Genomic DNA, 26,492 nt, shown 5'->3' with positions numbered 1-26,492 from the left:
AATAAGCCTGGTCCTGAGCTAGAAAACAATCTTAGCCGCGACTTGTCCGATGCGCGCTTCCCGTGCGCTATTAACCTGACCGAAAGGATATTGCGCACTTCCACTTGGATAGGTTGTATTTATACCGGTCCACTGAGTGTGGTTGAAGGCATTGAATGCATCGGCGCGGAGTTCAAGGTGAAGCCTCTCATAAAGCTGAAAGGTTTTGCTGAGTGAGAGATCCACGTTGTTTTGTCCCGGGCCGCGCACGGTTCCCAGACCCGAGTTTCCGCGAACATTCATCGGGGGCAAGGAGAACTTGGATGTGTCGAACTGACGGGAAAAGGATTTTGAGCCGTGGCCGATGTTCGGATTGCCGGAAACATTCAGCTGATCAAAACCCGCGCCGTCCTGTGCACTGGAGCCGTAACCGTTTGGGCAAATCGAAGTTCCCGCGTCACCGGCCGGACATGCAGTTCCCGGACCTCCATTCACCACGGTCAGCGCATCGCCTGACTCAAGCGTCATGATCCCGGCAAGCCGCCATCCTGTGAAAGGCGCCTTCATCCATTCGGACCACTTCTGACCGTACTTGGGTTCCCAGATTCCACTGAAGACAAAACGATGTCGATGGGATTGGTTGGATTCTCCGCGATTGTACAGGTTGGCATACTGAAGCCCGCTTGTACCGGAGCCGGAGCTTCCGTTGGCGCCAAGCGTATTCACCCACGGGTAATCGGAGACGGTCTTGCCCCAGGTGTAGTTGGACAACATCTGGAAGCCTTTTGAGAAATCGTGCCGGTATTGCACGATCAGTGCGTTGTAGAAAGCGTTGAGCCGAGGACGCAAAACGTAGATATCGCCGAAACGGCCTGCATTGTTCGGACGGGCTGCATTGTAGGTCGGATCGGAGACTCCTCCACCGAATGTCCAGCCGGTTTGATAAGCGGGCAGATTAATGTTGGTTTCGTTCTGTCCCTTGCGCCCCTGGGCGCCCGCGTAGGAGAGGGTGAGGACGTCACGGCCGCCAAGCTGCTTTTGTACATCGAGCATCATACGCTGGTAATAAGGAAGCGCGGTGGATTTTTGGTCGTAGTAAGTGATGGAAGCGTATTGCCCATCGCCTTCATATCCCTGGCCGGTGCCAGTGGAGACTGGAAACGATCCAAGCGTCGTAGTCTGCGGCGCAGGGAAGATGTTCGACAGATTGATGACCGGCGTATCAGGCGGCGCGCCAAGCGTGGTGTTGTTCACGTTGTAATTCACCGCGGCCGACGTGCCGTAGATAGCATTGCCCACGTTGTTCGAGATCTGGCTCGCGCCGGTGTCGTAGAAAATACCATAGCCGGCGCGCACCACGAGCTGAGGATTAAAGCTGTAGGAGATGCTCACACGCGGAGCGTAGGCGAGCTTTGGCGCGCTCAAGTAGTGGGTGCTAAGCCCTTGCGCGATACCCGGATATTTCAATACGCCGCCGTCAGAGGTGGCCGAATAGATAGCACAGCAGGGAGCAATGGAAGGATTTGGCGTATAGTCCGGAATGCTGAGTTCATACCGCAGCCCGGCAGAGACCGTGAGCTTGGGGCTCCAGCGGAATTTGTCGTTCACATACAGACCCCATGAAGGAAAGATGATGTTGTAGTTAGGCGAAGTGGCATTGCCGCCGTTAATGGTGTAGCGCACCCACATGTTGCTCGGAAGGCCGAGAAGCAGGTCAGCGATTCCATCGCCGCCAACATAGCCAAGATCGCCACCGCTGGTCGTGAAGCCGCCGAAAGATGTATTTCTCTGCATGTCCCAGTCGATTTCGCTCTTGCGGAAGAAGTTCATTCCGGCCGTGATGCTATGACGTCCGCGCACCCAGTCAAGATTGTCTGACACCTGGTAAGATTCGTTTTCCGCGCGGAAGACCTCTCCGATTCCTGGAGTAGCATAACCGCCTGTAACTGGATTGGACGCACTGACGGCAAAGACGCCCTTGCTCAGTCCATCGCCTGTGTTCTGGAAGAGCGTATTGAGAGGGTTACTGCTGCTGTTGTACCAACTGAATAAACTGGAGGACATAGTGACCAGCGCACCATCGCCCAGGCCAAAGATAAATTCGTTGGTAAGGTTAGGCGTGAAGATGTGAACATAGTTCACCGTCACCAGAAACGCCTGGTCTGCAACCGGGAAGTTATATAGGTTCTGGGGCTGAATACCACCATTCAACGAATTCGAGCCGTATGCTTTCGACCAGGTGACGAACATCGAGTCTGAGTTCGTGATCTTTGCGTCGAATCGCGTATCGAGGTGATACTGAGAGATGCCGAGTGACTGATAGGTGACGTAATTCACTTCGTTGCTCGGATTGTTTGGAAGATTAGGAGTTGGCCAGAGCGCCTGAATGATCTTGGCCGAATTCGGATCAATCAAAGGTGAACCATCAGGTTTAGTTGCTTGATCAAGACGGTTACCGGGAATCGGTTGACGGGTGCTGGTTCCGTCCGCAAGATACGTGGTAGTAAACGGGTTGTACAACTGGATTGGGTTAGGGTTTGGCGCAAGCAGCTCGCTGAAATTGCCCCCAATTTCGGCGGCCGAGGGGACCGAAGTCGATATCAGTTGGTTGCCGTCTGCCTCCAGCATCTTTTCGTAGTTGGCAAAGAAGAAAAGCCGATTGCGAAGACCCGGCAGCAGCTTGGGAATGTAAATCGGGCCGCCCAGGTTTCCGCCGAACTGATTGCGGTGCAGAATCGGCTTTACTGCCGGTGTGCCTGTGATGATCTCGTTAGCGTTCGTCCACGGATTCACTGCGTTCAGATCGGTATTCTCTAAGAAGTCGTAAGCTTCCCCGTGAAAACTGCTTGAGCCGCCTTTGGTCTGCATGGTCAGCGCGGCGATATCGTGTCCGATTGCGGCGGAGAAATCCGCCACTTGCACAGTTCCGGCGCCCAGCGCCTCCGCGGACGGTTCGTAGCTGATGCTGCTTTCGTAGTTGTCGTTGATGTTGACGCCGTTGACGTAGAAGCCGCTGTCTCGTGATCCCTGGAAGGCTCCTCCGGCAGTGAACTGCGTGCCGCCCATCGCAAACTGCGCACCCACCGAATACGTTCCGCCGGGATTGATGTTCGACTGTGGATAGGTCGAAACTCCGGGCGCAAGAGCGGCGATGGAAGTGAAATTACGTCCATTCAGCGGAAGATCTTCAACCTGCTGCGTCGTGATATTCGTGTCAATACTGGTCTTGTCGGTCTCGAGCCCGCTGAATTCTTCCGTTACCGTCACGGACTGCTGCACAGAGCCCGTTTGCAGCTTGAAGTCGTAGTGCGAGATCGCGCCGATGTTCACCGCAACCGGCTCTGATACAGCTGTGTTGAACCCTTGTATTGCGGCCGTTAACTGGTATTGTCCCGCGGCGAGATTGTTGAACTCAAAGTGGCCGGCAGTATCGGATTTCAGTTCGCGTGTCTGCTTCTGCGCAATATCAAGCAACGTAATCCGGGCGCCGGGGATCACGGCTCCGGTTGGGTCGACTACTGTTCCTTCCAGTCCGCCACGTTGTGCAAACTGGGCCCATGCAGAAGAGAGAGAAGCCGTCAACAACAGCAGGAAAATCCACGTCATCCGGCGAGAGTTCATAGTGCCTCCGGTACTAATTGAAAGCTTTCAAAAATTCGAGCAATTGTAATCTTTGCAGTACAACTTTTGTCAATAGAATTTCTGCGCGGAAATAAGGTTTTTGTAATTTGCGGTAAGATAAGCATATTAATGGGTATTTTTTGTATCTCGTCGCGTCCGGCGCGCTCTCTTTCTGTCTCATTCCAAAAGGTGTGATTGAAAGCTTTCACTTTGCTCTTATACTCACTCTGTAGTTCGGACGCTTTGCTGCGGTTCTTCCAGATAACTTTATGGCCAACATGAAAGACATTGCGAGAATTGCGGAGGTCTCCCTGGGGACCGTCTCGCATGTTTTAAACGGAACTGCGGGAGTTCGCGAGCCGGTACGTCGCCGCGTTCTCGAAGTAGTGCGATCGATCGGCTATCAGCCGAGTCAACTTGCGCGGGGCCTCCGGCGAGTGCAGACAAATGTGATCGGGATGATTATTCCTGATATTACGAACCCGTTCTTTCCTGCCGTGGTCCGCGGCGCCGAAGATCTCGCATTTTCAAACGGCTATAGGCTGATTTTGTGCAATACGGATAATGACCACTCCAAGGAACTGGCGCATCTCAATGAACTGCGCACCTTTCTTCCCGCCGGCCTCATTGTCATCCCTTCGAATTTTAGCGATCTCACCGCGCAGGCACAGTCCTATCGGGCAGCCGGTGCCGGTGTGGTGTGCATTGACCGTCTGCCCAAGGGTTGGGATGGAGACAGTGTTACCGCTAATAATCAATCCGGGGCTTACCGGGCCACACAACATCTGATCAAGATGGGGCACAAACGGCTGGCGGTGATTACCGGGCCCTTGCATCTGACGAATGCCGAAGAGCGATTGAATGGCTTCAAACAGGCGGTAGAAGAGGCGGGGCTGGAGCTTCCGCCCGAGTATGTGCAGGAAACAACCTTCGACAAACAAGGTGGCGCTTCGAAGACCAAACTGTTGCTGCGGCTGATCCCGCCGCCTACGGCAATCTCCGCCGGCAATGACATGATCGCTCTAGGCGTACTGACCGCGATTCGCGAAGCTGGTCTGCGCTGCCCCGACGAGGTATCGGTGATGGGGTTCGATGACTTGGATATTGCCGAGATCACGAATCCGGCGCTCTCCTCGGTCTCTCAGTCAGGCTATCAACTTGGAATGACAGCCGCTCGTATCCTTCTTGAGCGAATCGCGGGCGACTCCGGACCGGCGAAGCATGTCGTGATCGAGACATCCATGAAAATTCGCGATTCAGTGGCAGTTCCAGTGCTCGCGGCCTCCCCCAGGAGCGCGCGCGCCACGAAGATCAAGTCCAAACGATAGCTTGCAAGCATAACTCACGTCAGAAATCGGCTGTTTTGAGAAAGGATCTCGATTGAGGAAAGCTGCAAAACCTCGAAATACTTTTCTTGTGGTTGCATTTGCTCTCCTGACGGCGTCTGCTACCGCTCAAATTCAAATTGAGCCCTTCACACACAATGGGTATGATCGGCCCTATCTGCTGTATCGTCCGGCGAATCCTTCCGCTCACCCTGCAGTTGTATTCATGCTTGGAGGCGTCACCAGCACAGCCGAATCGGCATCCCGCGAATATGGATGGACAGACGAGGCCGATCGGAATGGATTCCTCGTTGTTTTTCCCGAACCGGTGAGAACGAATGTAAGCCTGCCGCCCGACGAAAAAAAGAATATCACTTTCTGGGAAATGAAAGGATCGCGCACGCACATTCTTGGCCCGAATATGCTTCCTGTCGATGATGACGGTTATCTCTGCGCTGTGCTTCAAGACGTGCTGCACCGCGACCGCCCGAACCCGAAACGGGTCTTCTTCGCAAGTTTCTCCAGCGGCTCAGGCATGGTGCAGCTATTCGCATCGCGGCATCCGCAATTCGTTAGCGCTGTTGTCGCCGTGGCCACACCGCTCATGGACCCGCCGCCGAAGCTTTCGCCTCCGGTGCCGATTCTTTATATCCACGGAGATGAAGACGAGCAGTTCACGGCATTCGAAGCCAACAGCCCACAGTTTGCGACAACCCCGCACGGAAACTGGGTCACGTGGGGCTATCTCAATGGATGCCAACGGCAGACTGCAGAAAAGAAGGACTGGGGCGTTGAGCTCGCATGGCTCGGTTGCAGGCAAGACGTTCCAGTGGTTGCTTATTTTCTGAAAGGAGTCGGCCATGAATGGGAGGGAAGCATCGATTGGAATAAGAATCGGAGGCGCCATCCTGCGGCCGATCTCAACTTCACAAGTTTGTCTTGGCAGTTCTTCTCATCAATCCACGCCCATTAACAACTGGGATGTGGGTGCATTTGCGTGATGGGTTAGTCTTCATCGTCAATTATTGATTTGTAATGGTGCATGTAGCGAACTTGACTTCAAAACCGTCGAGCGTTATCTATCGAGCCGCGTATGCAAATTAACGGACTCGCCGGACCCCCATTTGCCCAGGACTGTGTCCATCAGGATGGCAAGGTCTCCAGCGAAGGTGGCGCAGCGCATGTACTCTGCGTCGAGCCTATGCTTTGTGGGCAGAACACTGTCGCGGTAGAAGGCATTGAGCTCAGGTTCTGGAATTTGTGAGAAGAGGATTTCTTCGCGGGCGAAGGCGAGCGTTGCGGACCCGGTTATGCCGGGATGGCATGCGAGCGGTTCTAGTTGTTGCTCGGGCACTTTAGGACGCGGGCCGACTAGGCTCATGTGGCCGAGAAGCACATTGATGAGCTGCGGTAATTCGTCTAGCTTGAAGCGGCGGAGAATGTGACCTGCCGCAGTTATTTCATTCGCGGCGACGGCGGCAATGGCATTTCTGCGGCCATGAGGATCATGGCGCATAGTGCGGAATTTATAGATAGTGAACGGACGGCAAGATCGGCCAATCCGTTTTTGTTGAAAAATAACTGGACCATGAGAAGAAGCCCGTACTATGACCGCGAGAACAAAGAGCAGCGGAATCCAAAGCGGGGCGAAGACAAGTAGGGATGTTACATCGAAGATACGTTTGGCAGGCGATGTAGTCCAGTGACTCAAAACCTGCTCGCTAGCGCCACTCAATGAATCGGGAGCGAAAGCTGCTGAAATGGGATTGTCCTGGGTCGACATGCTCTGCCTCGTACAACGTGAATTTGCTATGGGTTCATGAACCGGAGGATCGCCTTTTCGTCGGTGGCGCTCAGATTGGCGCGCACGCGCATGTGGCGCACGATGGCGTTAGTAATGCGAGGAGAAAAGCCATCCGGGGCCGTGTGGCAGCGCGCGCATTGCCCATCAAAGATGCGTTGTCCTTCATTGTCAGACGGCTGAGGTCTATGCTTATCAGATGGCTGCTTTTTGCTTGTCTGAGCCGGTGTTTGCTGCGTCGCCTGCGATTGCATCTTTGGCAAAGACATGAGGAGCGCTCCCAGCGCAACGGCAGCGGCGAAAAAATATTTCTGACTCATTGCGATTTTCCTTTCCAGGCAGGGAAGAGGAACCGATAGACGATGCCCGTCTCCCAGATGTTTGTGTTGTTGGAGGAAGAGAACTGCCGCGAATAGCTGGTCAGGATTCTTGTGTTGTGCGGCAGGTTGTAATCAAGCCCGAAGTCGGCGCGCTGCGTGTTCACTAGCGGCAGGCCGTCGCTGATGATGGTGTCGCGGCGGAAGGTCTGCTGCATCCGGAACAGTGGCTCGAAGCGTCCGACCCAGCTATTGAGGCCGCCAAACGCCTGCGTGCGATAGTCGGCTTCAATCCAATAGCCCTGCGCATGATGGCCGCGCGCGAACTCGGAGCGCAGGCGAAACGCGGTATCCTTCGGCTCCCACCAGACATGCGTTCCGTAGAAGTTTTCCTGCGTTCCCTGCAGTGAGCGGTCATACGAGAGGCCCACTTCCAGACGGCTATCCTGCAGGTAAAGGCTGGCGCGTCCGCCGAAAGAGCGCTCCGAATTGAATTGTTCGTTGCCACTGCGTGCGGAAAACCACGTGGCGTAGTCGATGGAGTATTTGCGCCGTGAAATAGCAGATCCGCGCAGCATTCCTCCGACTCCAGTTCCGGTTGACAGCAGGCCCAGGCTTGCAATCAACGGTCCGTCTTGAAAATTCCCAATCCAGACAGGTGACAGTCGTTCATTGTAGGTTCCAAAGGGAAGCAGAAAACTGCCGCCGACGATGGTAAGGTGCGGCGAGGCAATATAGTCTCCCTGAAGATAGGTAAGGCCGGCGAAATGGGTGTGGTTGTAACCGGTGCTGTCAGGCGAGAAGGTTTCAAGGATGGCAGCCCGCGACTCGATAAGAATATGCTTGCCTATCGGCGCAGCCAACAAAGGCTCGATGAGAGGCGTATAGGTTGTATTGCCTCCGTTTGTGCTGGTAAGGAACGCAACGCCGCCGGAGATGGCCGGAACGTTCTGCGCACCTGCAAAGGAAATGGACGAGACTGCCAGCGCCGCGAGCAGGCCCAGCGTTCTCCCCTTCCAATACGAGTTAAGTGACGAGAAGCGTGACATGAATCCAGCTTCGCCCGCGCCGCCAGATGGAGTGTCAGGGCAGAGTCTGGCGAATGTCAGTGGATTGTCATTTGGGCCCGGGCCTTGGAATGAGCGCGCTTTTCAAGCCACTTCGACAAATCGCTGACAATCTCCTGACAGCCTCATGACACCGAGCAGTACGGCGAGAAGTATCTTGAGACTGGAACAAAGCTCAACATGAGCATAATCGAGGAGTCATGATGCATCTGAAACGAACTCTTGCACTGATAACCGTATTGAGCGGTCTGGTGATTGTCAAAGGATTTGGGTTGCATGCGTCGGGAGCGTCTGTGGATCCGCATCGCGTGGTGATTGTAGCAAAGCGCTATTCATTTGACCCTGGCACCGTGACGTTGAAGAAAGGCGAACCGGTCGATCTTGTACTGCAAAGTAGTGATGTTCCGCATGGCGTGCGGTTTCGCGAACTCAACGTGGAAGTGAAGGCAGCCAAGGGCGGACAAGGCGAAGTGCAGTTCACCCCGGATAAGACCGGTGATTTTGTGGGGCATTGTTCGGTGTTTTGCGGAGCGGGACATGGCAGCATGTCAATCACGCTGCATGTGGTGGATTAAGATGCGCCGGTTCATGCTGTTGGCAATGATCGCAGCAGCATTCTGCGGATGCAAGGCGAAGGCTCCCTCTAAGACGGAGTCGAAGATGATGTGGTCCATCAAGCACCGCATTGTCGGCAACAAGGCGGAGAAGAATCCGCTGTCCGCGACGCTGCAGACAGCGACGGACGGCAAGGAAGCATTCTCACATTACTGTGCTGCCTGTCACGGACTCGATGGGCAGAACACGGGTGTGCCATTTGCGGATCGGCTTGCTCCGCCGGTTCCGTCGCTGGCATCGAGCGAGGTACAGCAGTACACGGACGGGCAGTTGAAGCGCGTGATTGACGAAGGTATCTGGCCTTCGGGAATGCCGGGCTCGAAGGGAATTCTGAGCGATGACGAAATCTGGTCGATTGTGACGTACATTCGTCATTTGCCAAAATCCGGAAGCCTCGGAGAGCCGGAGATGTACAGCCACTGACTATGAGCAGGAAAAAATCTCCACGAAGCAATAAGAAGACGGCACGCACACAGGAGCTGAAGGAGGCAATTGTGGTTTCATTTGCGACTCCTGAGTATGCGGCTGATCATGTAATCGGATTCAGCGATGCGGACTGGAAGAGCGTTTTGCGGTGGCTCGACATCAGTGGGCTTGCCATCTACTTTTTGGTTCAGTGCCAGGAAAGTGACGCTGGAAGACTGCTTCCGGAATGGCTGGTCGACGACTTGAAACAACGGCTCGGAAATAATCGAATCCGCACGGCAGCGTTCAGGCGGGAGGCATGCGAGCTTGCCCAACTGCTTGAAGACAGCGGCGTGCGCTACGCGCTGCTGAAGGGCATGACGCTTGCTCCGGAGTCCGTGCTGGACAGCGCATACCGTAGCCAGGCCGATCTGGATTTTATGGTGACGCGGCGTCACGGAAGGCGGGCGATTCATTTCTTCCGCAAGAGGGGCTATCGGCTTCATGCTGTGAGCGGAAGCACGCTCGAGCTTGTGGCTGGCGAGCCCGACCTTCCGGATATGGCGAATATGTACTCTGAGCGCACGGAGCGGGCGCTGGACCTGCATCTGCTGGCGGAGAGGGATGAGCAGCCGGGCTTGCTGACGCGCAGAACATGGCGCGTGTTTGACGAGACGCCGATTGCCGTTCTCTCTGCCGCGGACATTCTGGTGCAGCAGGCAAAACATCTGATGAAGCACCTGTGCAGCGAATTCACTAGGCTCTCATGGGCACTCGAGTTCCGGCGTCATGTGCAGGCCAGATGTGGCGACTGGAGCTACTGGCGTGAGGTCGAGGCGATTGCCGCCGGAGAGATGCATGGCGATCTGGCAATGGGCGTGGCGCTGTGGGTTGCGGAGGAGTTCTTTGGAAAGGTGCCGATGGAGATGCCGAGGCAATGGAGCGCGGAGGCGTTGCCGGCGCGTGTGCTGCTGTGGCTGAAACGATATACACGGACACAGCTGATGAGCGATGAGATAAGAAGCAAGCTGTACGTGCTCCTGAACCGGGAGATGCCGAGCGGCGTGATCGAAGAGCGAAGCACGCAGAAGATTTTGTTTCCGCATTATCTGCCTCTTCCAATTCTGCGGTCGAAGCCGCGGGAGAAGCTTGCGGAAAGGCTGCAACGTTACGTGGTGGAGACGGATTTCTTTTTCCGGCGGCTGCAGTTTCATGTGATAGAAGGAGTGCGTTTCGGCATCGAGGCTTCGCGATGGCGCAGGGCGTTGGAGAGGTACGGGCTATGAAGTATTTGATGTCAGCCACGATGCGCTGGATGGTTGTCGCAGCTCTTGTAATGATTCTGCAGAACGGTTTGGCCACGCATGGCAACGCGCAAGCGCTGCCTGGCTATCAGCCGGCGGGTGCTGTGAGTCCACCCGAAGCCGCGGGTAGTGATTCTGATCCGCTAAAAAGCGATTCGGCTGATCGCACGGTGACGATGCCCGCGGCACAATTGATTACGTTGCTGCGGGAGAACCCGGAGGTGATGGTCGAGGTGAAATCGATGTTGGCGGATGCCGCGCAGCAGAGAGGGCTAACGACGCAGGCGGACTCGATCACCGACCAGCAGGTGTATGACCAGATTTCTACGAGCAAAGAGCTGCGTGCGAACCTGACGCAGTTTCTGCGCGCACGCGGATATGTGACGGAGGACGAGATAGAGGCGGCGCAGGAGCGGTCGCAGTTCAGTTCTGGCCGTGACTCGGACAGCGATTTCAGCGACATGCAGAATATCGACGGAATGGATGCCCTGACGCAGAGGAGTATGGCCGCGCGTGCGCCAGGCGTTGGTGATTATGGTGCAGGTGGTTTTGGAGCAGGAACGGGCGGCCTCGCGCAACGATCGAGTACATCGGCCCAGCGCGGGACGAATGACACGGCGACGAGCCGGCAGCGGCAACCGAACGTGACAGACGAACCGCACGGACTGCATCGTCCGGCTCCGTACAATCTGCCGTCTTTGCGTGATTTGTATACGCAGACACCGGAGCCGCATGAGGTTCTGAAGCGTTTCGGATCGGATCTGTTTGTGAAGCGCAATACAACTGTGCCGCTGGGAATCAATGCGGAACGCACCAGTGCGATTGGATCGCTGGACGTTCCGCTCGGGCCCGATTATGTCGTGGGGCCTGGAGATGAGCTGAGCATCACTCTGTGGGGCGGCGTCTCGCAGAGCGTACAGCGCATGGTGGATCGCGAAGGGCGCATTGCGCTGCCAGAAGCAGGTCTGCTTCAGGTAGCGGGATTGAGCATGGGAAAAGCGGAGGCGATGATTAGCGATGCCTTGCGGACGCAGTATCGCAATGCGCACATTTCTGTAACGGTTTCGCGCCTGCGCTCAATCCGGGTTTTTGTTGTCGGGGATGTGCAGCGGCCGGGAGCGTATGAGGTGAGCTCCCTGGCCACTCCTTTGAGTGCGCTGTTTGCGGCGGGAGGGCCAACTGCATCGGGGTCGCTGCGAGTAGTGAGGCACTACCGGAATGAGACGCTGATCGGCGAAATCGATCTTTACGATTTTATGCTGCATGGAGTAAAGCCGGGCGATGACAAGCTGGAGGGCGGAGATACACTGCTGGTCCCGCCGGTTGGAGCGCAGGTTGCGGTATTTGGCGCGGTGAAGCGTCCGGCAATTTATGAGCTGAGGGATAAAAAAGACCTGGCCTCTGTGCTTGCGGATGCGGGCGGCCTCACGGTAGCGGCGGCGTTGACGCATATCACCATTGACCGCGTGGTAGCCAACCAGCGTCGTGAAGAGGTGACGGTGCCGGCGGGAGCACAGGAAGATCCAACGGCTATCAGCGCACGGCTGCAAACGACAGAAGTTCACGATGGGGATCGCGTGCGAATTTCGACGGTGCTCACGTATAACGAGCGCGCGGTGTATCTGATGGGGCATGTGGCAAGGCCGGGAAGGATTGCCTATCGCGACGCGATGCAACTGAGCGATGTGCTACACAGCTATCAGGACCTGTTGCCGGAGCCGGCGGCGCGCGGTGAGATTGTGCGATTGGTTGCGCCGGATTTGCATCCGGAGACAATTGAATTCAGTGTGCAGGATGTGCTGATCGGCAACGCGGCGATTGCGTTACAGCCATTTGATACGATCCGCATCTTCGGGCGCTATGAACAGGATTCCCCTACCGTGTCGATTCGCGGTGAAGTAGAGCGGCCGGGAGTCTATCCGTTGTTTGACGGAATGACGGCGGCACAATTAGTGCGCGCAGCGGGCGGCTTCAAGCGTGGCGCGCTGATGGGCAAGGCCGACCTGGCGAGTTATCAGACCGTGGATGGCACGCGCGTTTCGATTGAGCGCCGGGATGTTGCGATTGGCGATGCGGTTTTAAAGGCGGACAAGCAGGCAGATACAGCATTGCGGCCGGGCGATGTGCTCACGGTGCATCAACTGACAGGATGGAATGACATCGGTGCGTCGATCCTGATCGAGGGCGAGGTGTCGCATCCGGGCAGCTATGGATTTCAGCAGGGAGAACATCTGAGCGACGTGCTACGGCGTGCCGGCGGCTTTCGGGAGACGGCGTATCCGGAGGGTGCGGTGTTGACGCGGCCTGAGGTGGCAGCGCTTGAGGATAAAAGCCGCGATGAGTTGATCCGGCAGATTGAAGCCAGTTCCACGGCGGCACAGATGTCAAGGGTTTCGGACAGCAACCAGGGGGCGTCATTGCAGTTGATTCAGCAGCAGCAGAACCAGATGATAGCTCGTTTGCGCAGTCAGCCAGCTTCAGGAAGACTCGTAATTCAGCTAAGCTCCTCAGTGGAAAGCTGGGCGGGAACGGCTGCCGATATTGAAGTTCGCACCGGAGATGTGCTGCATATTCCGAAACGGCCGGGATTTGTGCTGATGAGCGGACAGGTCTATAACCCCTCTGCCATTACGTTTCAGCCGGGCAGCACGGCGGGTTGGTATCTGCGCCTCGCCGGCGGCCCGACGAGAATTGCGGATAAGAAAGAGATTTTTATCATCCGGGCAAATGGAGAGGTTGTAGGGCGCGGCTCGGGTCATGGAGTGCTTTCGACGAGGCTCAATGCGGGCGACACGATCGTAGTGCCGCAGAAAATTATCGGGCCGTCGGTGACCTGGCGGAACCTGTTGGGATCAGCCCAGGTAGTGTCTTCGCTGGCGATTGCCGCCGCGGTAGCGGTAGGACTGTAGGTGAGTAATGCCCGTTGAAAATCAGCCTATAGCCATCCTTGAGGAAGAGATGGCGAATTACAGGCCAGCGCCGAACTGGCTCTACAATCTACGCCTGCTATGGGAGCATCGCCGGATACTGTCGTATGTGGCAGGCATTGCATTTGTATTGAGCGCGGTGCTGGTGTGTGTGATTCCGAAGACATATGTTTCGCAGGCGAGGTTGATGCCGCCGGAGATGGGTGGTTCGAACTCGGCGATCTTTTCGGCCCTGGCGGGAAAAGCCCTTGGAAACGATGTGCTGGGTGGGCTGGCGGCGAGTCTGATGGGCGGACATAACAGTGGTGCGCTGTTTATGGATCTGCTGCGGAGCAGATCGGTTGCGGACAGAATGATAGATCGCTTCGACCTGTTGAAGGTGTATCACAAACGGTACCGTGTGGACGCTGCGAAGGCTCTTGCACGCCGAACGAACATCTTGCAGGACAAGAAGAGTGGCGTCCTGACACTGAGCGTGAAGGATACAGACCCGAAACGTGCTCGCGATATGGCGCAAGCGTACCTGGAGGAGCTCAACACGCTGGTGTTGCGGACAAACAACTCGTCGGCGCGGCAGGAGCGGCTATTTATCGAGAAGAGGTTGCAGTCTGTAAAGGGTGACTTGGAGCGGGCTCAAGAGGCGATGAGCGAGTTTTCAAGTACGCACTCCGCGATCGATCTGCGAGAGCAGGCGCGCGCAACCGTTGAGTCAGAGGCGAAGGTGCAGGGAGAAATGATTGTGGCGCAGGCGGAACTGGAGTCCCTGCGGCAGATTTATGGTGATGCAAATGTGCGTGTGCGAGGCGCCGAAGCACGGATTGGTGAACTGAAGCACGAATTGGGCAAGATGGAAGGTTCTTCCGCGCCGCTTGCCACTACGGGCAAAGATGAGGAGGCAGAACAAAAACAGGATCCGTCTTCTTATCTTCCGCTGCGGCAGGTGCCGCGGCTGGCGGTGCCGTGGGCGAATCTGTATCGCGAAGTGCACGTGCAGGAAACTGTATATGACCTGCTGACACAGCAATACGAGATGTCGCGCATCCAGGAAGCAAAGGATGTGCCGGCGGTCAGCGTGATTGATGCGCCTGTAATTCCGGAGAAGAAATCCTTTCCTCCACGTGCAATTCTGGCTCTCGCGCTGACGATGGTAGGAGTGTTTGCGGCTTCAGTAGTTGTGATTGGCAGCCACCACTGGCAGGCAATCGATCCTGCGGATCCGCGCAGGGCCTTTGCGCAAGAGGTCTTTGAGACGGTTCGCGGCTGGCGCTGGGTGCCGCGAACAAGAGGCGTGGCGTCGTGATGAAGCAAGGCGGAATGACGTTGCCGATTGCGATGACGCGATCAAGCGCAGTCTGCGCAGATGCGTGCGGACTCGCCATCTGCACAGGCGCGTTATTTGCGTGCCGCGCTGCCTTTGCGTTGGTATCGGCACGTTGGCTCAATCTGGGTCCGGAGCCGGGTGTGACTGGGGGTTTGGTGCTCTCTGCGGTGCTTGCGATTGCTGCAATGCTTGCTGCGATGGGTAATAGCTCCACTCCGATTGCGCGAATGGTAAGAGTGCGGCCGGTGTTGTGGGTGCTGTTTTATCTCACCTTCGCAGGATGCAGCTTGTTATGGGGAGCGTTGGCTTCGCCTGCTTCATCGGCAATCTATTGGGTCGGCCTTATTTGTGATGCGGGAACTGTTCTGCTGCTGGTCCGAGCTTATGGAGCGGAGCGCACAGCGCACTCGCTAATGCGAGGCTTCATTGGCGGAACGTGCGTGCTGGCAGCAGTTGCGTGGATGATGCCGGTTGCGTCCGATCTGCGCCTCGGCGACCTGGAATACTTCAACACAAACCAGATCGGCAATCTATGCGCGTTGGCAATGCTGATGTGCGCTCTGCTTGCGAGCCGCAGCGATGGGCGCTGGCGGATTGCGATGCTGTTTCTTGGAATTACTCTCTTTCGCAGCTTGAGTAAATCCACCCTGATTGCATATATAGCGGCGCAGGCTTATGTGTTGCTGCGCGACAAGAGCATGAGCCTGCGACGGAAGCAGCTTCTGGTTGCCACTGCGGTTGTTATGACTGTGGTTTTCTGGGGCGTGCTCGAAGCCTACGTTGGCAGCTATGCGTCGGGAAATCAAGCGGAGTCGCTTACCGGACGTACGGCAATCTGGGCATGGACGCTGGATGCGGGTCTGAGCAAGCCATGGTTTGGCAACGGTTTTGACGCGATGTGGAAGGTAGCACCGCCGTTTGGTGGGGACCTATTTGAGGCACGCCATGCTGAGAACGAATTGCTGCAACAGTTCTTTGCGTACGGAGTCTGCGGTATTGCACTCCTGATCGGCGTATACGGAAGCCTGTATAGAAAGATTCGCAGGTTGCGCAGTCCTGAGCGGATCTCATTGATGGCCTTTTTGGTGTATGTGACTGTGCGTGGCCTTACCGAAGCTGAACCGTTCGATCTGCTGCTGCCTCTATGGCTGATAACAACACTGGCGCTGTTAATGCACGCGGGGCCAAAACTGGACCCTCAATCAGCCAGTTTGCCAACTCCTGCCGTGCAGGCTTGTTAAGGAAGAACAAATGAAAATCGTTATAGCCGCTTTGTCCGCCCCTGCACAGCTCAATGGGGTGTCACGCCACAGCGTCAACCTTGTGCGTGCATTATTATCTACGCGGACCGTAACCGATTTGCATTTTTTGGCAGGCGAATGGCAGAGGGAGATGTTTCAAAGCGCGCTCGGCGAAATGGACGCTCGGCTGCACACGCATTGGATCTCTCTTGCGGATGCGAACTGGAGCCGACTGATTTGGTACTACCGCGAATTGCCGCTGATTGCCGCACAGCTCGGAGCGGATCTTGTACATCTGAGTTTCCCCGCGCCGATGGCGTCGCATGCCTTTCATTGCCCGACGATTCTTAGCTTGCACGATATGTATCCATTTGACATTCCGCAGAACTTCGGACGATGGAGAGGTGTGCTGGCTCGATGGACTCTGGCGCGCTGTTTACAGAAGGTGGATGCTATTGCATGTGTATCAACGAGTACGCGGCTATTGCTTGAGAGCCGGTTTTCAGCAGAAGTGAGAAAGTCAGTCGTGATACCCAACATAGTGGAAACTCGGCCTTTGCATGGAACCAGATACAGGCCGGTGTCCATCGAAACCGAAAGCTTTGTACTTTGTGTTGCCCAACATAGATGCAATAAGAACGTGCCTCTGGCGATTCGAGTCTTTGAACGAGCGCTGGAGAGAAGACTTATTCCCGCTGATTCGCGACTGGTTGTGGTTGGGATTACGGGACCGGAGACAAAGAGAATACAGGAAGAGATACGCGCCCTCAAGCTGGATGGGCGTGTAATGCTGCTAAGCGGCTTGTCCGATGATGAATTGCAGTGGTGCTATGAGAATTGCATCGTGCTGCTGGCTCCTTCAAGCATGGAGGGGTTTGGATTGCCTGTCGCAGAAGGGACCTTGGCAGGCTGCAGGATTGTTTGCTCTGACATTCCGGCTTTTCGCGAAGTCGGTGGTGAGCATTGCTGGTTTGTGCCCTGGGAGGGAAGCCTTGTTGAAGCATATGCGGATGCTATTGGCTGCGCACTGGCACAGCCCAAACCTATGGGCATGGCGCTACCGCATCTTTCCGTCGCGCATGTTGGCCGGCACTTTCTATCTTTTTATCAGGATGTGATCTGCTCACGCATTCCAGGATTTGATATACTTCGACCACCCGAAGCAGCCGCGAATCAGGCCAATCCGGTGGGTTCCCGTACGGCATGAAATGTCACGCCATTGTCATTTCTCGTTGGTGCCTGGATGGATCAACTACGATTCAGGGGAAAATAGACTTATGATCAGCAGAGAATCTTCCACCGGCGAATCGGCGCTTTTGCCTGGAGTTCACGACCTGGGAACGATCCTCGTTGTCGAGGATGATCCCAGGATGCAGCAGGTGCTGCAACGGATGTTCTCTGCCGAGCAATATGAGGTGATCAAAGCAGAGGATGGGAGAACAGCGCTGGAGCTGTTCCGTACAAAGAAGCCAATTGCCGTGGTGCTGGACCTGATCTTGCCAAATGTATCAGGCCGGGAGTTGTGCCAGAGCTTCAAATCGACCGCGCCGGAGACGCCGGTGATAATTGTCAGTGCTATCTCGGAAGTTGTCGACAAAGTTCTACTGCTTGAGTTGGGCGCTGACGATTACGTGACAAAGCCATTCAGCCCGCGAGAATTGATGGCGCGCGTGCAAGCTGCCATTCGGCGCCGCAGAAAAACACCTCTTGCAGATTCTTATCGTTTTGCTGAATGCGAGATCGATTTCAAGAAAATGACCGCAACGCGGAAAGGTACGGCGGTTGCGCTTACTTCGCATGAGTTCCGCCTGTTGAAGTTCTTTACGGATCACGCCGAGCGTGTTCTGAGCCGGGAAGAGCTGCTGAACGAGGTGTGGGGTTATAACTGCTACCCCACCACACGCACGGTGGATAATCAGATTCTCAAATTGCGCCAAAAGCTGGAATCCGATCCCGCGAACCCAACACATTTTCTTACCATCTATGGAGCGGGATATAAATTCATCCCGTAAGCAGACGAGTGTCCACGAGCATCGCACAGATGCGGGTCGGATACTTGGCGCACGGAAGCACGACCCGGGCGTGCGAACTCGCGTCCTGCTCATTTTGGCTATGTCCCTGGTTACGATGGGGACAATATTTGTAAGCCTGTTGGCGATTCGGCGACCGCTGCAAAACCTGATAACGCAAAATCTTTCCGCTGATCTCGCTCACTCTCTGGCTACATTCCAAAGCGTTCAGGCGCAGCGCCTTGCGGCACTCGACCGTGAGAATGCTCTTCTTGCCGATTTGCCAAGCCTGAAGGCATTGATGACGACGAGCGATGAGCGCACCATCGTCGATGGTGGTGAAGAGTTCTGGAAGATAAGTGGAAACGAACTTCTTGCGCTGGTGGACCGCGACGGAAACGTGAAGGCGGCGTATGCGACCGGAAGCCCGGTAGATGCGGACTTTCGCGCGGAGTTGAGCCGCTTTCTCGCGGTGCCGAAAGCAAACTACCTGGTAAGTGCACGTGGGCTCTATGGTTGTTCCATACAGCCGCTGTACTTTGGAAGCCGAAGCAGCGGCACCCTGCTTGGATATGTGATAAGCGGATTCGCAATCGATCACAACGCGGTAACAAATTTGAGCGGCGCGACGAATGTGCAGGCGGTCTTTCAGAGTGGAGAGCGTAATATTGCAAGCTCGCTTGGAGCGAAGGATGAAGCCGGAATTACCGCTGCAAAAGTTGGTACAGTTCACGGACCTACAGAGACCTTCGAACTCAAGGTAGGCGGAGAACGGTTTCTGGCCATGTCGCAGGATCTCTCCTCACGCGCGACAGCACCGCTGAGGCTGATCGAACTCAAGTCGCTGGACCAGGAGGAGCGCGCTATACGGCAGATAGACCGTCTGGTGTTGCTGGCTGGGCTGCTCGCACTTGCGCTTGGCGCCGCGCTGATGTCGGCGCTGTCACGATTTGTAACCCAGCCGCTGGAGCAACTGGCGGCTGGAGTACGCGCCTTTGCAAGTGGAGACAGCGTACACATTCTTCCTTATCGCGGAACGCGCGAAGTGCGTGAACTGAGCGCGGCGCTTGTGCGGATGCGGCGGGAGATTAACGTTACGAATCAGGCATTGCTCGAATCAGAGCGGCTGGCGACAATTGGACGAATGGCGAGTTCGGTCTCCCACGATCTGAGGCATTACCTTGCAGCAATCTATGCCAATTCGGAGTTTCTTGCGTCAGATAAGCTGCCGCTATCGGATCGCAACGAGGTGCTTGCGGAGATTCGCGCGGCAGTGGACGGCACGACGGAGATGCTGGAGTCCCTGCTGATGTTCAGCCGCACTGGCAGGGGAATGCCGCGTACGCAGCAGTCGATGGCCGCCCTGGCTGAGCGGGCGATCAATCTGATTCGAGCGCATCCGGATGCCGTCGGCGTCAAGATGACCCTGCGCGTGGGCGAGGCGGCGGAGACGGAGGCCATGGTGGAGAGAAAGCAGGTGGAGCGCGCAATCTATAACCTGATTCTCAATGCATGCCAGGCGCCAAGGCGGGAAGGCGTGAAAGCAACAGTGCTGGTCGCCGTCACGGGGCGCGACACCGAGGTGGCCGTAGACGTGATCGACAACGGAGAAGGCGTTCCACCGAATATTCAGTCCACGCTCTTTGACCCGTTCGTCAGCGAAGGGAAGCATAAGGGGTCTGGCCTTGGCCTTACCCTGACGCAGAGCATTGCCGCTGACCACGGGGGAGGAGTTGCGCTTGTAGACAGTCATCCAGGCGAAACGGTTTTTCGTTTTAGCATTGCGCGCACAAGCCGCAGCGCTGAATCTCCGGTGCGCAGCCGTTCCGAAGTGGGGGAGAGATGAATAACAAGAATTCTGTCGCGTGCGAAGAGCGAGAAAATCGATGGATACTCCTTCTTGCAATTTGTGTAACTTGCCTGACGGCTTGTCCGGCGGTCTTTGCACAGGCCCAGGCAGCGACGGATGCAACAGAGCAGGAGCGTATTCGCGCATTGACGAGCGCAATGGAGCGGGTCGAATCGCAGATGCAGGAGTCGCAGCGCGAACTGGCGGAGATCAAGCAGCAACTTGCCGCTTTGCGCGGCTCCTCGGCGGCCAGTATTCCGCAAGTATCTGAAACTCCGAATGCGGCAAGGGAGCTTGCAGAAGCGGTCGCGAACTTGCGTGAGACTCAGGCTGTTGACGAATCGCAGATTGCCACGTTCGGACAAATGAAAGTGGAGAGTGCATCAAAATACCCGCTCAAGGTGAGCGGAATGATTCTAATGACAGGCGTGGTGAACACTCGTGGAACCGATTCATCGCAGACGCCAGCGGTAGCATACGGTGGCAGTGGGTCTACGAGCATTTCGGTCAAGCAGACGGTTCTGGGATTGGATGGGGAGGGACCCCGGCTCTTTGGCGCCCGCACTCATGGCGATGTGCGAGTGGATTTCAGTGCAGATGCTTCGGAGACAGCAAATATCTCTACATACTCGCTCGGGCTGGTGCGTTTGCGCACCGCGCATGCAGAGCTGGATTGGGATCATGCACAAGCTTATTTTGCGTTGGACAGGTCGATTTTGAGCCCGGATTCGCCTGCGTCGCTCACAGCAGTGGCGCAGCCGGCGCTGGCCTGGTCGGGAAATCTGTGGGCGTGGAACCCGCAGGTTGGCGGGTCGTTCGATCTGCTGCGAACGCAGCAAGGCACGCTTCGGATTCAGAGCGCACTGATCGATACAGCGGATGCGCCGTGGAGTAACCTCGCATTGAGCGGCATTTATTCGCCGTCCTCTTCCGCGGAGAGCTCGCGCTGGCCTGGTGTCGAGACTAGGCTTTCCTATAGCAGCACGCAGCAGGAAGATGGCGCACGGATTGGCGTGAGCGGATTTTTTGCTCCGCACCACGTGCAGGCCCTTGGATTCGGATTTGATTCATGGGCGGGCGCAGCCGATTTCCGTCTCCCGATGACGCGGTTTATGCAGCTTTCAGGAAACGCGTATTATGGCTCAGCTTTAGGCGGACTGGGTGGCGGTGCATACAAGGACTACGTGTGGAAGAGCGAGGGAAACGAAATGTATTACCGCGCACTGGATGATGGCGGCGGATGGCTCCAGTGGAAGCAGAAAATAGCGGACAGGCTGGAATTCAATGAAGCCTTTGGCATAGATAATGTTCCGGGTCATCAGCTGCTGCCGTATGCCGTAAGCACTCCGATAAGTTTTTCAAATCTTGCGCGCAACCGTACAGCGACTGCCAACGTAATCTATAGCCCGAGCGCGTATCTTGTATTTTCATTGGAGTACCGGCACATCATGTCTTCATATGTGACAGCGCCGACACAGTCGACTGACGTGATCGGCCTTGGCGCGGGGTACAGATTTTGATGGGCTTCTGCAGAAATGCTGCGAAAGGGTGGGTGGCTGCGGTTCTGTTCGCCATTTCCGGCGCGGTGCCTGCCTGCGCACAGGAGAGTACGACGGTGCCGATGGATGTGACCGGTCATGTGGATCAGTCTGAGGGAAAGAGCGCTCTGAATCTGTCCAGTCTTGTGGTGTGGCTCAAGCCAATGGATCATGCGGAAGATGTGCCTGTTCCATTGCCCGGAAGATATACGCTGGCGCAGAAGAAAAAGATGTTTTCCCCGCATTTACTGATAATTCCAGTGGGGAGCACGGTGAGTTTCCCGAACCATGACCCGTTCTTTCACAATGTTTTTTCGCTGTTCAATGGAAAACGATTTGATCTTGGGCTATATGAGGCGGGTAGTACGCGGGATGTGGTGTTTTCGCGCGAAGGCGTGTCCTATATCTTCTGCAATATTCATCCCCAGATGAGCGCCGTGGTGCTTTCTCTCTCCACTCCGTTGCATGCAATTGCCAATACTTCAGGCCGGTTTGGTATTCACGCTGTGCCGCCGGGCGAGTATGAGCTGCATGTGTGGATCGAGGGAGCGCCACAGGAGGCTCTTGATCGGCTGACACGGCGAGTGCGAGTTCACACAGGAATGGCAGAGATAGCGGTAGATGCATTGAACTTGCCGCAAGCCGAAGGTGAGCACCTGAATAAATTCGGAAAGCCTTATGACCGCGAGGCTGGACAGGTCTATTAGGGCTTGTATTCAGATACGGCATCTTCCGCAGCGTCGTGCGCCACCGCAGGAGGGTAAGAGCGCAGGCCTGACAGCTGCAGGGCAATGTGCCATAGAAATGCTGTGTTGTGCATGTTGCGCCGCCAGAGACGCATAGGGTCCTGCGCCAGCCGGTGCAGCCAGTGCAAGCCGGCGCGTTTCATCCACTCCGGGCAAAGGCGAACACGGCCAGTCAGAAAGTCAAACGCGGCGCCTACGCCGAAGGCCATTCGGACATTGAGACGAGGAAGGATGCGCCGCATAAGAAGGTCCTGCCTGGGCGTGCTGATGCCGATCCAGAGGATGTCTGTCCCGCTGGCGTTGATTTCAGTGATCAGAGATTCTTCTTCCGCGGGTGTCAGGTCACGAAAGGGCGGCGTCATTGTGCCTGAGACCTTTGTCCACGGAAACTGATGGCGCAGTGTATCTGCAAGATCCACGGCTACGCCGGGCTTTCCGCCATAAAAGAAGTGGGAATAGCTGGCGAACTCAGCGCGGCTGAAGATCGCGTGCATCGTGGCTGGGCCGGTGACATGATCCATCTCGCGGCAGCCCTGCAGGCGGCCTACCCAGACAGTTGGTGCTCCGTCAGGAAGCGCGAAAGCTGCATGCCTGAAGACATCCGCAACCTCGCGGTCTTCGAGAGCGTGCAGGATTCCGCTCACTCCGACTGCGCAGACGTAACCTTTGGGTCCGTTTTCGAGTCGCTCCGCGATGAGCGAAAGAGCTCGTTGCATATCGAAGGCATCTACCGATACTCCGAGGATGTTTGCGCAAGGGCGCTGCTGGGCTGAGGGAATGGAGATGGAGGCATCCTGGCGCGTGCGGTTCTTTAAATGGAGAAAGAGCGGCAGATAGACGAGCAAGGTGATAGGGCCGAAAAAGAGCCGTGCGTTCGCGATTCCGGCTAGGCCCTCGCGCGGAATGAGGATGGGGATTGCGGCAAGCATGGCAAGTCCGCCGAGAATGGTGAACATGGTTACGAAGCGCGGTTTGTTCAGCGCGAGCAGCCCATAACTGCCGGTAACGGCGAGAGCGGAGAGCGCAGTGCTCCATGCGATGACGGGCAGAAGCGGACCAGCCGAGGCAGCGATAGCAGGGCCCGCCCAGATACGCAGAATTTCCTTGCCGAAGAGAAGCAGCGCTACAAGGGCGAATGAGACGAAGAGGAGACTGGCGCTGAAGGCGGCGAGAATGGAGCGCTGTAGCTCGCGCCCCATGCCGCGATGTGCACGTGAGGCGATATGGGGAAAGAGGAAATGCAGACCCGCTGCGGCAACTCCGTAAACCGGCTGCGCAAGCTGCGTGCAGAAGGTATAGGACGTGGCTGCGGCCGCGCCGAAGAGAACTCCCGCAAGTAGGCGGTCTGCCTGGCCGAACAGCAGTCCTGCGACGGATTGGAGCCATGTGAAGACGCCGAAGCGAAGCAGCGAAGATGTGGCAGTACGCTCCAATGAGGGCATGATCGTGGAGACGCCGAGCAGGCGGCACAATTGATGGAATTGAATGAAGAGCGCGAGCATTGTAATGGCGAGTGTTGCCAGCAATACCGCTGAAACTGTTTTGCTGAACAGAGGAACGAGTGCTGCTGCGGCGAGTGAGAGAAGGCGTGCAACAACACTAACCTGAATGGCTGCTCCGTAGCGTGAAAAAGCACGCTGAGTGCTGACGCAGACTGTCTCGATGGCGCGAACGAACATGAGAATGGCCGCGATGCGAAGTGACCAGAGGCAGTCATCCGCAAGTTCTGTGTGCGACAGCACGGCATGGCGCGTGAGGGCTGGAGCAGCAAGCCAGCCGATAACGGCTACGGCCAGGCCCAGAGCGATGTGGATTCCCAGCGTGCTGCGCACAGCGCCGATCAGCAGCGTGCGTTTTTCAAGAGCGGAAGCTACTGAGCGAATATTGGAATCGCCGAAGCCTGAGGCGAGAATAGCGCCGATGTTCAGCGCAGCGGTGGCCATAGCCCACACTCCATAGCGCTCTGTGCCAAGAGTACGCAGGATAAGCGGGGCAGCGAGAATCATGCCAGCGGGCCACGCCAGGTAATCGAGAACTCCGAAAGCCGCGTTGGAGAGGTGCGATCTCACTAGAGGGCCTTTTCGATGTTCAGATCAGGCTGCGAAGGGAAGGTTTCGTATCCGGGGCCTTCGGCAGCTGTGCTGTTTTGTATTTTCAAGCCGAGAAAAAGCAGCGCGGCGATAAGCGCTGCTCCTGCATTGGCAAAGAGGACAGGTCTATAGCCGAAGGCGACGATTGAGATGCCGGTAACGGCCTGCGTAGCCGCCTGGCAGAGAGCCCCGCTCAGATTTTGCGTGGCGGAGGCGGTGCTGCGTTCTTCCTCCGGTACCGAATCCATGAGCAGGCTGTAGATTCCTGGACTGCACATGAACTGCGCGGCGAAGTAAAGCAGGTAGAAGCTCACTGCAAAAGGCGCAAAGCGCGTAATGGCAATGAGAATCAGAAAAATTGCGGTAGTGACTTGCGCTGCCGCGATTGCCCGAGTAAGACCGATGCGCCGGAAGAGGAAGGGCGCAAGGAGCACGGCACAGAACTGTAGCAGTTGCGAGCCGGAGAAAACAGCGCCGAGACTGGTGAGCGGAATTCCGATGGATTTTTGCAGATAAATTGCGCCGAAGATGGGAAAAGAGCCCGTCACCACATTCCACAGCACAAACGGAGGCAGGAAGCGAAGGAGGAACGGATGAAAGATTCGTATGCGTTTTTTCGGTGATGCCGGCTCGCGTGGCTCCGGATTGCGTGGAAAGGAAAGACGCAGGAGCGGCAGCACGCCAAGAAAAGTAAGCACGCAGGCCATCTGGAGCACAATGCGAATGCCATCAATGAGTGTGGCGTGCGGTAGAGCGCTCTGAAAGAACCGCGGCAGAAATCCTCCGGCAATGCCGGCGAGTGAGCCGAGGCCGATCCCGGTAGCAAAGGCGATGCTGAATCCGGTGGCGCGGTTCTTTGTCGTGGTAAGAGCGGCAATGGCAGGGGAGAAGCAGATGGGCCAGCCGCAGAGGGCAGCGCCAGTGAGAAATGCAAGACCATATTGCGCCGGCAGCCAGAGAATAGTAGTTCGCATGACGCAGAGAAGCGGCAAAACTGTGAATGTAATCAGCAGAAGAGGGCGCAATCCGTAGCGGCGCACAAGGATGGTGGCGGGAATGGTCGCAGCTACGTTGCCGAGCGTGAGGCACGCCATGGCGCGCCCGATGACGCTTTCATCAAAATGCAGATCCGTAAGGTAGAGATTGAAGAGAAAGAAGAAGAGGCCGAAACCAATGTCCATGCAAAATGCCGCGGCGTAAAAGGTCCAGTAGCCGCGACTGAAACCGCCGACTGCAGCGCGCAAACGCGCGATGGACAGCGCAGAGGGCATCAGCAGCCCTCGCGTACCAGCCGGGCGAGACGATGAATAGCCCAGTCAAGGTCGTTGTACTGAAGCTCATACACGCCTGCTGCGAGAAGATGATCGATGGACTGCATTTTGATAGCTGAGTTGTAGGGCATTGTATCCACCACTTGCTGCATATAGAGGCGCGCCACGGGAAGAGGAAATTCTGTCAGGACCTGCGTGGGAACGTTGCGCTTGAGAAAAACGATGTGTTTTATCTGGGCGGTACTTGATGTGTGGATCGACTCGAACGGTGCGGTAGGAAACTCGATGGAAGGCTTGCCTACTCCGGCGCGCTGCATAGTGGGTAGGCCGTGAAGCTCAGGAAAGAGAGACTCGGCGGTAGGCCGGAAGCGGAACTGGTGACAGTTGCCGACGACCAGTCGATCTGTGCGGCCGTGAATGAGAAAGCAGCCGTCGTCTGAGGTGTAGGTCCAGCCGGCGCGAGCACAAGCATAGGAGAGCGTGGACTTGCCTGCGCCGGAATCGCCACAGAGAAGAACAGCCTGATCGTCGAGAGCGACGCAGCCGGCATGGATACCAGGGGCATAGCGGGCTGAAACAGCGGACAGGGCACAAGATTCGAGAAAGAAGTAGCGAAAGTAGTCCGTATGGTCAAGCGCAGCTTGCGTGACCCAAATCATGCCGCTGCCCTGCGAGTGATCGCACACGGTGAAGTTTTCTCCGTCGGCGATGTTGGTGATCAGGTGATCGCGCATTCGGCAGAGGGGCATGGGGGGGCAGCTGTGCGAGTCGCCTTCGGTAACCCCAATCTGCAATCGAATGGGTTCGGTTTCAAACTGGCGCGTAAAGCGGCCCCAGCTCTGCTGAGCAGCATCGAGGACTGCAGGCGAGTTGGTGGCAATGGAAACCGGAAAGCCAAGCGGAAAATAAGTCGCATGGAACTTCATCTTCACTAGGGCGAGAATCGGATCGCCGAAGTGGATAGGTTCATTGCGCTCCCACATATCCCTCAGCTGCTGAGTGGAGAGCTGGTCTGAAGCGGCTGCCAGGTTGACCGCCTGATCGGCTGCTACTGATTTCATAAGCT

General features: G+C 56.3%; 20 protein-coding genes. 13 read left to right on the top strand and 7 right to left on the bottom strand.

Annotation, left to right across the window (positions count from 1 at the left end; translation table 11 throughout):
- Positions 1-18: 18 nt before the first annotated feature.
- Complete coding sequence (locus tag VO84_RS07225) at positions 19-3,600, bottom strand: TonB-dependent receptor (RefSeq protein ID WP_058186881.1); 3,582 nt, start codon at positions 3,598-3,600, stop codon at positions 19-21.
- A gap of 278 nt (positions 3,601-3,878) precedes the next feature.
- On the opposite strand from VO84_RS07225, the gene VO84_RS07220 reads away from it, so the two are divergent.
- Positions 3,879-4,928 (top strand): LacI family DNA-binding transcriptional regulator, encoded by a 1,050-nt coding sequence (locus tag VO84_RS07220; protein ID WP_082662037.1) that lies wholly within the window; start codon positions 3,879-3,881, stop codon positions 4,926-4,928.
- Positions 4,929-5,016: 88 nt separating this feature from the next.
- Positions 5,017-5,898 carry an alpha/beta hydrolase family esterase gene (locus tag VO84_RS07215; RefSeq protein WP_058186877.1) on the top strand — a complete coding sequence of 294 codons (882 nt, stop codon included), beginning with the start codon at positions 5,017-5,019 and terminating at the stop codon, positions 5,896-5,898.
- 102 nt (positions 5,899-6,000) lie between these two features.
- Here the strand turns inward: VO84_RS07215 and VO84_RS07210 are convergent, their stop codons facing one another.
- Genes VO84_RS07210 through VO84_RS07200 form a run of 3 tightly spaced genes read right to left on the bottom strand, consistent with a single transcriptional unit; the run spans position 6,001 to position 8,092 of the window.
- On the bottom strand, positions 6,001-6,708 hold the full coding sequence (locus VO84_RS07210) for a sugar transferase (protein ID WP_058186875.1): 708 nt from the start codon (positions 6,706-6,708) through the stop codon (positions 6,001-6,003).
- Between the two features lie 26 nt (positions 6,709-6,734).
- Entirely contained in the window at positions 6,735-7,046 is a 312-nt protein-coding gene (locus tag VO84_RS07205; protein WP_058186873.1) for a c-type cytochrome, read from the bottom strand.
- Positions 7,043-8,092 (bottom strand): hypothetical protein, encoded by a 1,050-nt coding sequence (locus VO84_RS07200; RefSeq protein ID WP_231737827.1) that lies wholly within the window; start codon positions 8,090-8,092, stop codon positions 7,043-7,045. Before VO84_RS07200 ends, VO84_RS07205 begins: the two co-directional genes overlap by 4 nt.
- 218 nt (positions 8,093-8,310) lie before the next feature.
- On the opposite strand from VO84_RS07200, the gene VO84_RS07195 reads away from it, so the two are divergent.
- The 11 genes from VO84_RS07195 to VO84_RS07145 all read left to right on the top strand — a co-directional run bounded on the left by VO84_RS07195 (position 8,311) and on the right by VO84_RS07145 (position 22,026).
- A complete protein-coding gene (locus VO84_RS07195) occupies positions 8,311-8,685 on the top strand; it encodes a cupredoxin domain-containing protein (RefSeq protein WP_231737826.1) in 375 nt (124 codons plus the stop codon).
- Positions 8,686-8,698: 13 nt separating this feature from the next.
- Positions 8,699-9,148, top strand: a complete 450-nt coding sequence (locus tag VO84_RS07190; RefSeq protein ID WP_231737825.1) for a c-type cytochrome — start codon at positions 8,699-8,701, stop codon at positions 9,146-9,148.
- A 71-nt stretch (positions 9,149-9,219) separates the two neighbouring features.
- A complete protein-coding gene (locus VO84_RS07185) occupies positions 9,220-10,416 on the top strand; it encodes a nucleotidyltransferase family protein (protein WP_197413938.1) in 1,197 nt (398 codons plus the stop codon).
- The gene (locus VO84_RS07180; RefSeq protein ID WP_157439780.1) at positions 10,413-13,343 is read left to right on the top strand and encodes an SLBB domain-containing protein; all 2,931 of its coding nucleotides are present in this window, start codon (positions 10,413-10,415) and stop codon (positions 13,341-13,343) included. Before VO84_RS07185 ends, VO84_RS07180 begins: the two co-directional genes overlap by 4 nt.
- A gap of 7 nt (positions 13,344-13,350) precedes the next feature.
- Complete coding sequence (locus tag VO84_RS07175; RefSeq protein ID WP_231737824.1) at positions 13,351-14,661, top strand: GumC family protein; 1,311 nt, start codon at positions 13,351-13,353, stop codon at positions 14,659-14,661.
- Complete coding sequence (locus tag VO84_RS07170) at positions 14,661-15,923, top strand: O-antigen ligase family protein (RefSeq protein WP_058186866.1); 1,263 nt, start codon at positions 14,661-14,663, stop codon at positions 15,921-15,923. Before VO84_RS07175 ends, VO84_RS07170 begins: the two co-directional genes overlap by 1 nt.
- Before the next feature lie 10 nt (positions 15,924-15,933).
- Positions 15,934-17,130, top strand: a complete 1,197-nt coding sequence (locus tag VO84_RS23015; protein ID WP_082661806.1) for a glycosyltransferase family 4 protein — start codon at positions 15,934-15,936, stop codon at positions 17,128-17,130.
- Between the two features lie 70 nt (positions 17,131-17,200).
- Positions 17,201-17,935: a response regulator transcription factor gene (locus VO84_RS07160; RefSeq protein ID WP_082661805.1), complete on the top strand. Its 735-nt coding sequence runs from the start codon at positions 17,201-17,203 to the stop codon at positions 17,933-17,935.
- A gap of 70 nt (positions 17,936-18,005) precedes the next feature.
- A complete protein-coding gene (locus tag VO84_RS07155) occupies positions 18,006-19,778 on the top strand; it encodes a sensor histidine kinase (RefSeq protein WP_197413937.1) in 1,773 nt (590 codons plus the stop codon).
- Positions 19,775-21,301: a hypothetical protein gene (locus tag VO84_RS07150; protein ID WP_058186860.1), complete on the top strand. Its 1,527-nt coding sequence runs from the start codon at positions 19,775-19,777 to the stop codon at positions 21,299-21,301. The genes VO84_RS07155 and VO84_RS07150 overlap by 4 nt, the downstream gene beginning before the upstream one ends.
- Before the next feature lie 32 nt (positions 21,302-21,333).
- Entirely contained in the window at positions 21,334-22,026 is a 693-nt protein-coding gene (locus VO84_RS07145) for a hypothetical protein (protein WP_157439778.1), read from the top strand.
- Here the strand turns inward: VO84_RS07145 and VO84_RS22085 are convergent.
- From VO84_RS22085 to VO84_RS07130, 3 genes are read right to left on the bottom strand one after another with little or no spacing between them, the layout of a single operon-like run.
- On the bottom strand, positions 22,023-24,134 hold the full coding sequence (locus VO84_RS22085; RefSeq protein ID WP_082661803.1) for a WecB/TagA/CpsF family glycosyltransferase: 2,112 nt from the start codon (positions 24,132-24,134) through the stop codon (positions 22,023-22,025). The two genes, VO84_RS07145 and VO84_RS22085, sit on opposite strands and share 4 nt — an antisense overlap.
- Positions 24,134-25,426 carry an MFS transporter gene (locus VO84_RS07135; protein ID WP_058186857.1) on the bottom strand — a complete coding sequence of 431 codons (1,293 nt, stop codon included), beginning with the start codon at positions 25,424-25,426 and terminating at the stop codon, positions 24,134-24,136. The genes VO84_RS22085 and VO84_RS07135 overlap by 1 nt, the downstream gene beginning before the upstream one ends.
- Positions 25,426-26,487: a hypothetical protein gene (locus VO84_RS07130; RefSeq protein ID WP_058186855.1), complete on the bottom strand. Its 1,062-nt coding sequence runs from the start codon at positions 26,485-26,487 to the stop codon at positions 25,426-25,428. The genes VO84_RS07135 and VO84_RS07130 overlap by 1 nt, the downstream gene beginning before the upstream one ends.
- Positions 26,488-26,492: the final 5 nt, after the last annotated feature.

This window comes from Occallatibacter gabretensis (assembly GCF_001449115.1).
In the GTDB taxonomy this organism is placed as follows: domain Bacteria; phylum Acidobacteriota; class Terriglobia; order Terriglobales; family Acidobacteriaceae; genus Telmatobacter; species Telmatobacter gabretensis.
This window is presented reverse-complemented; position numbering and strand designations above follow the sequence as displayed.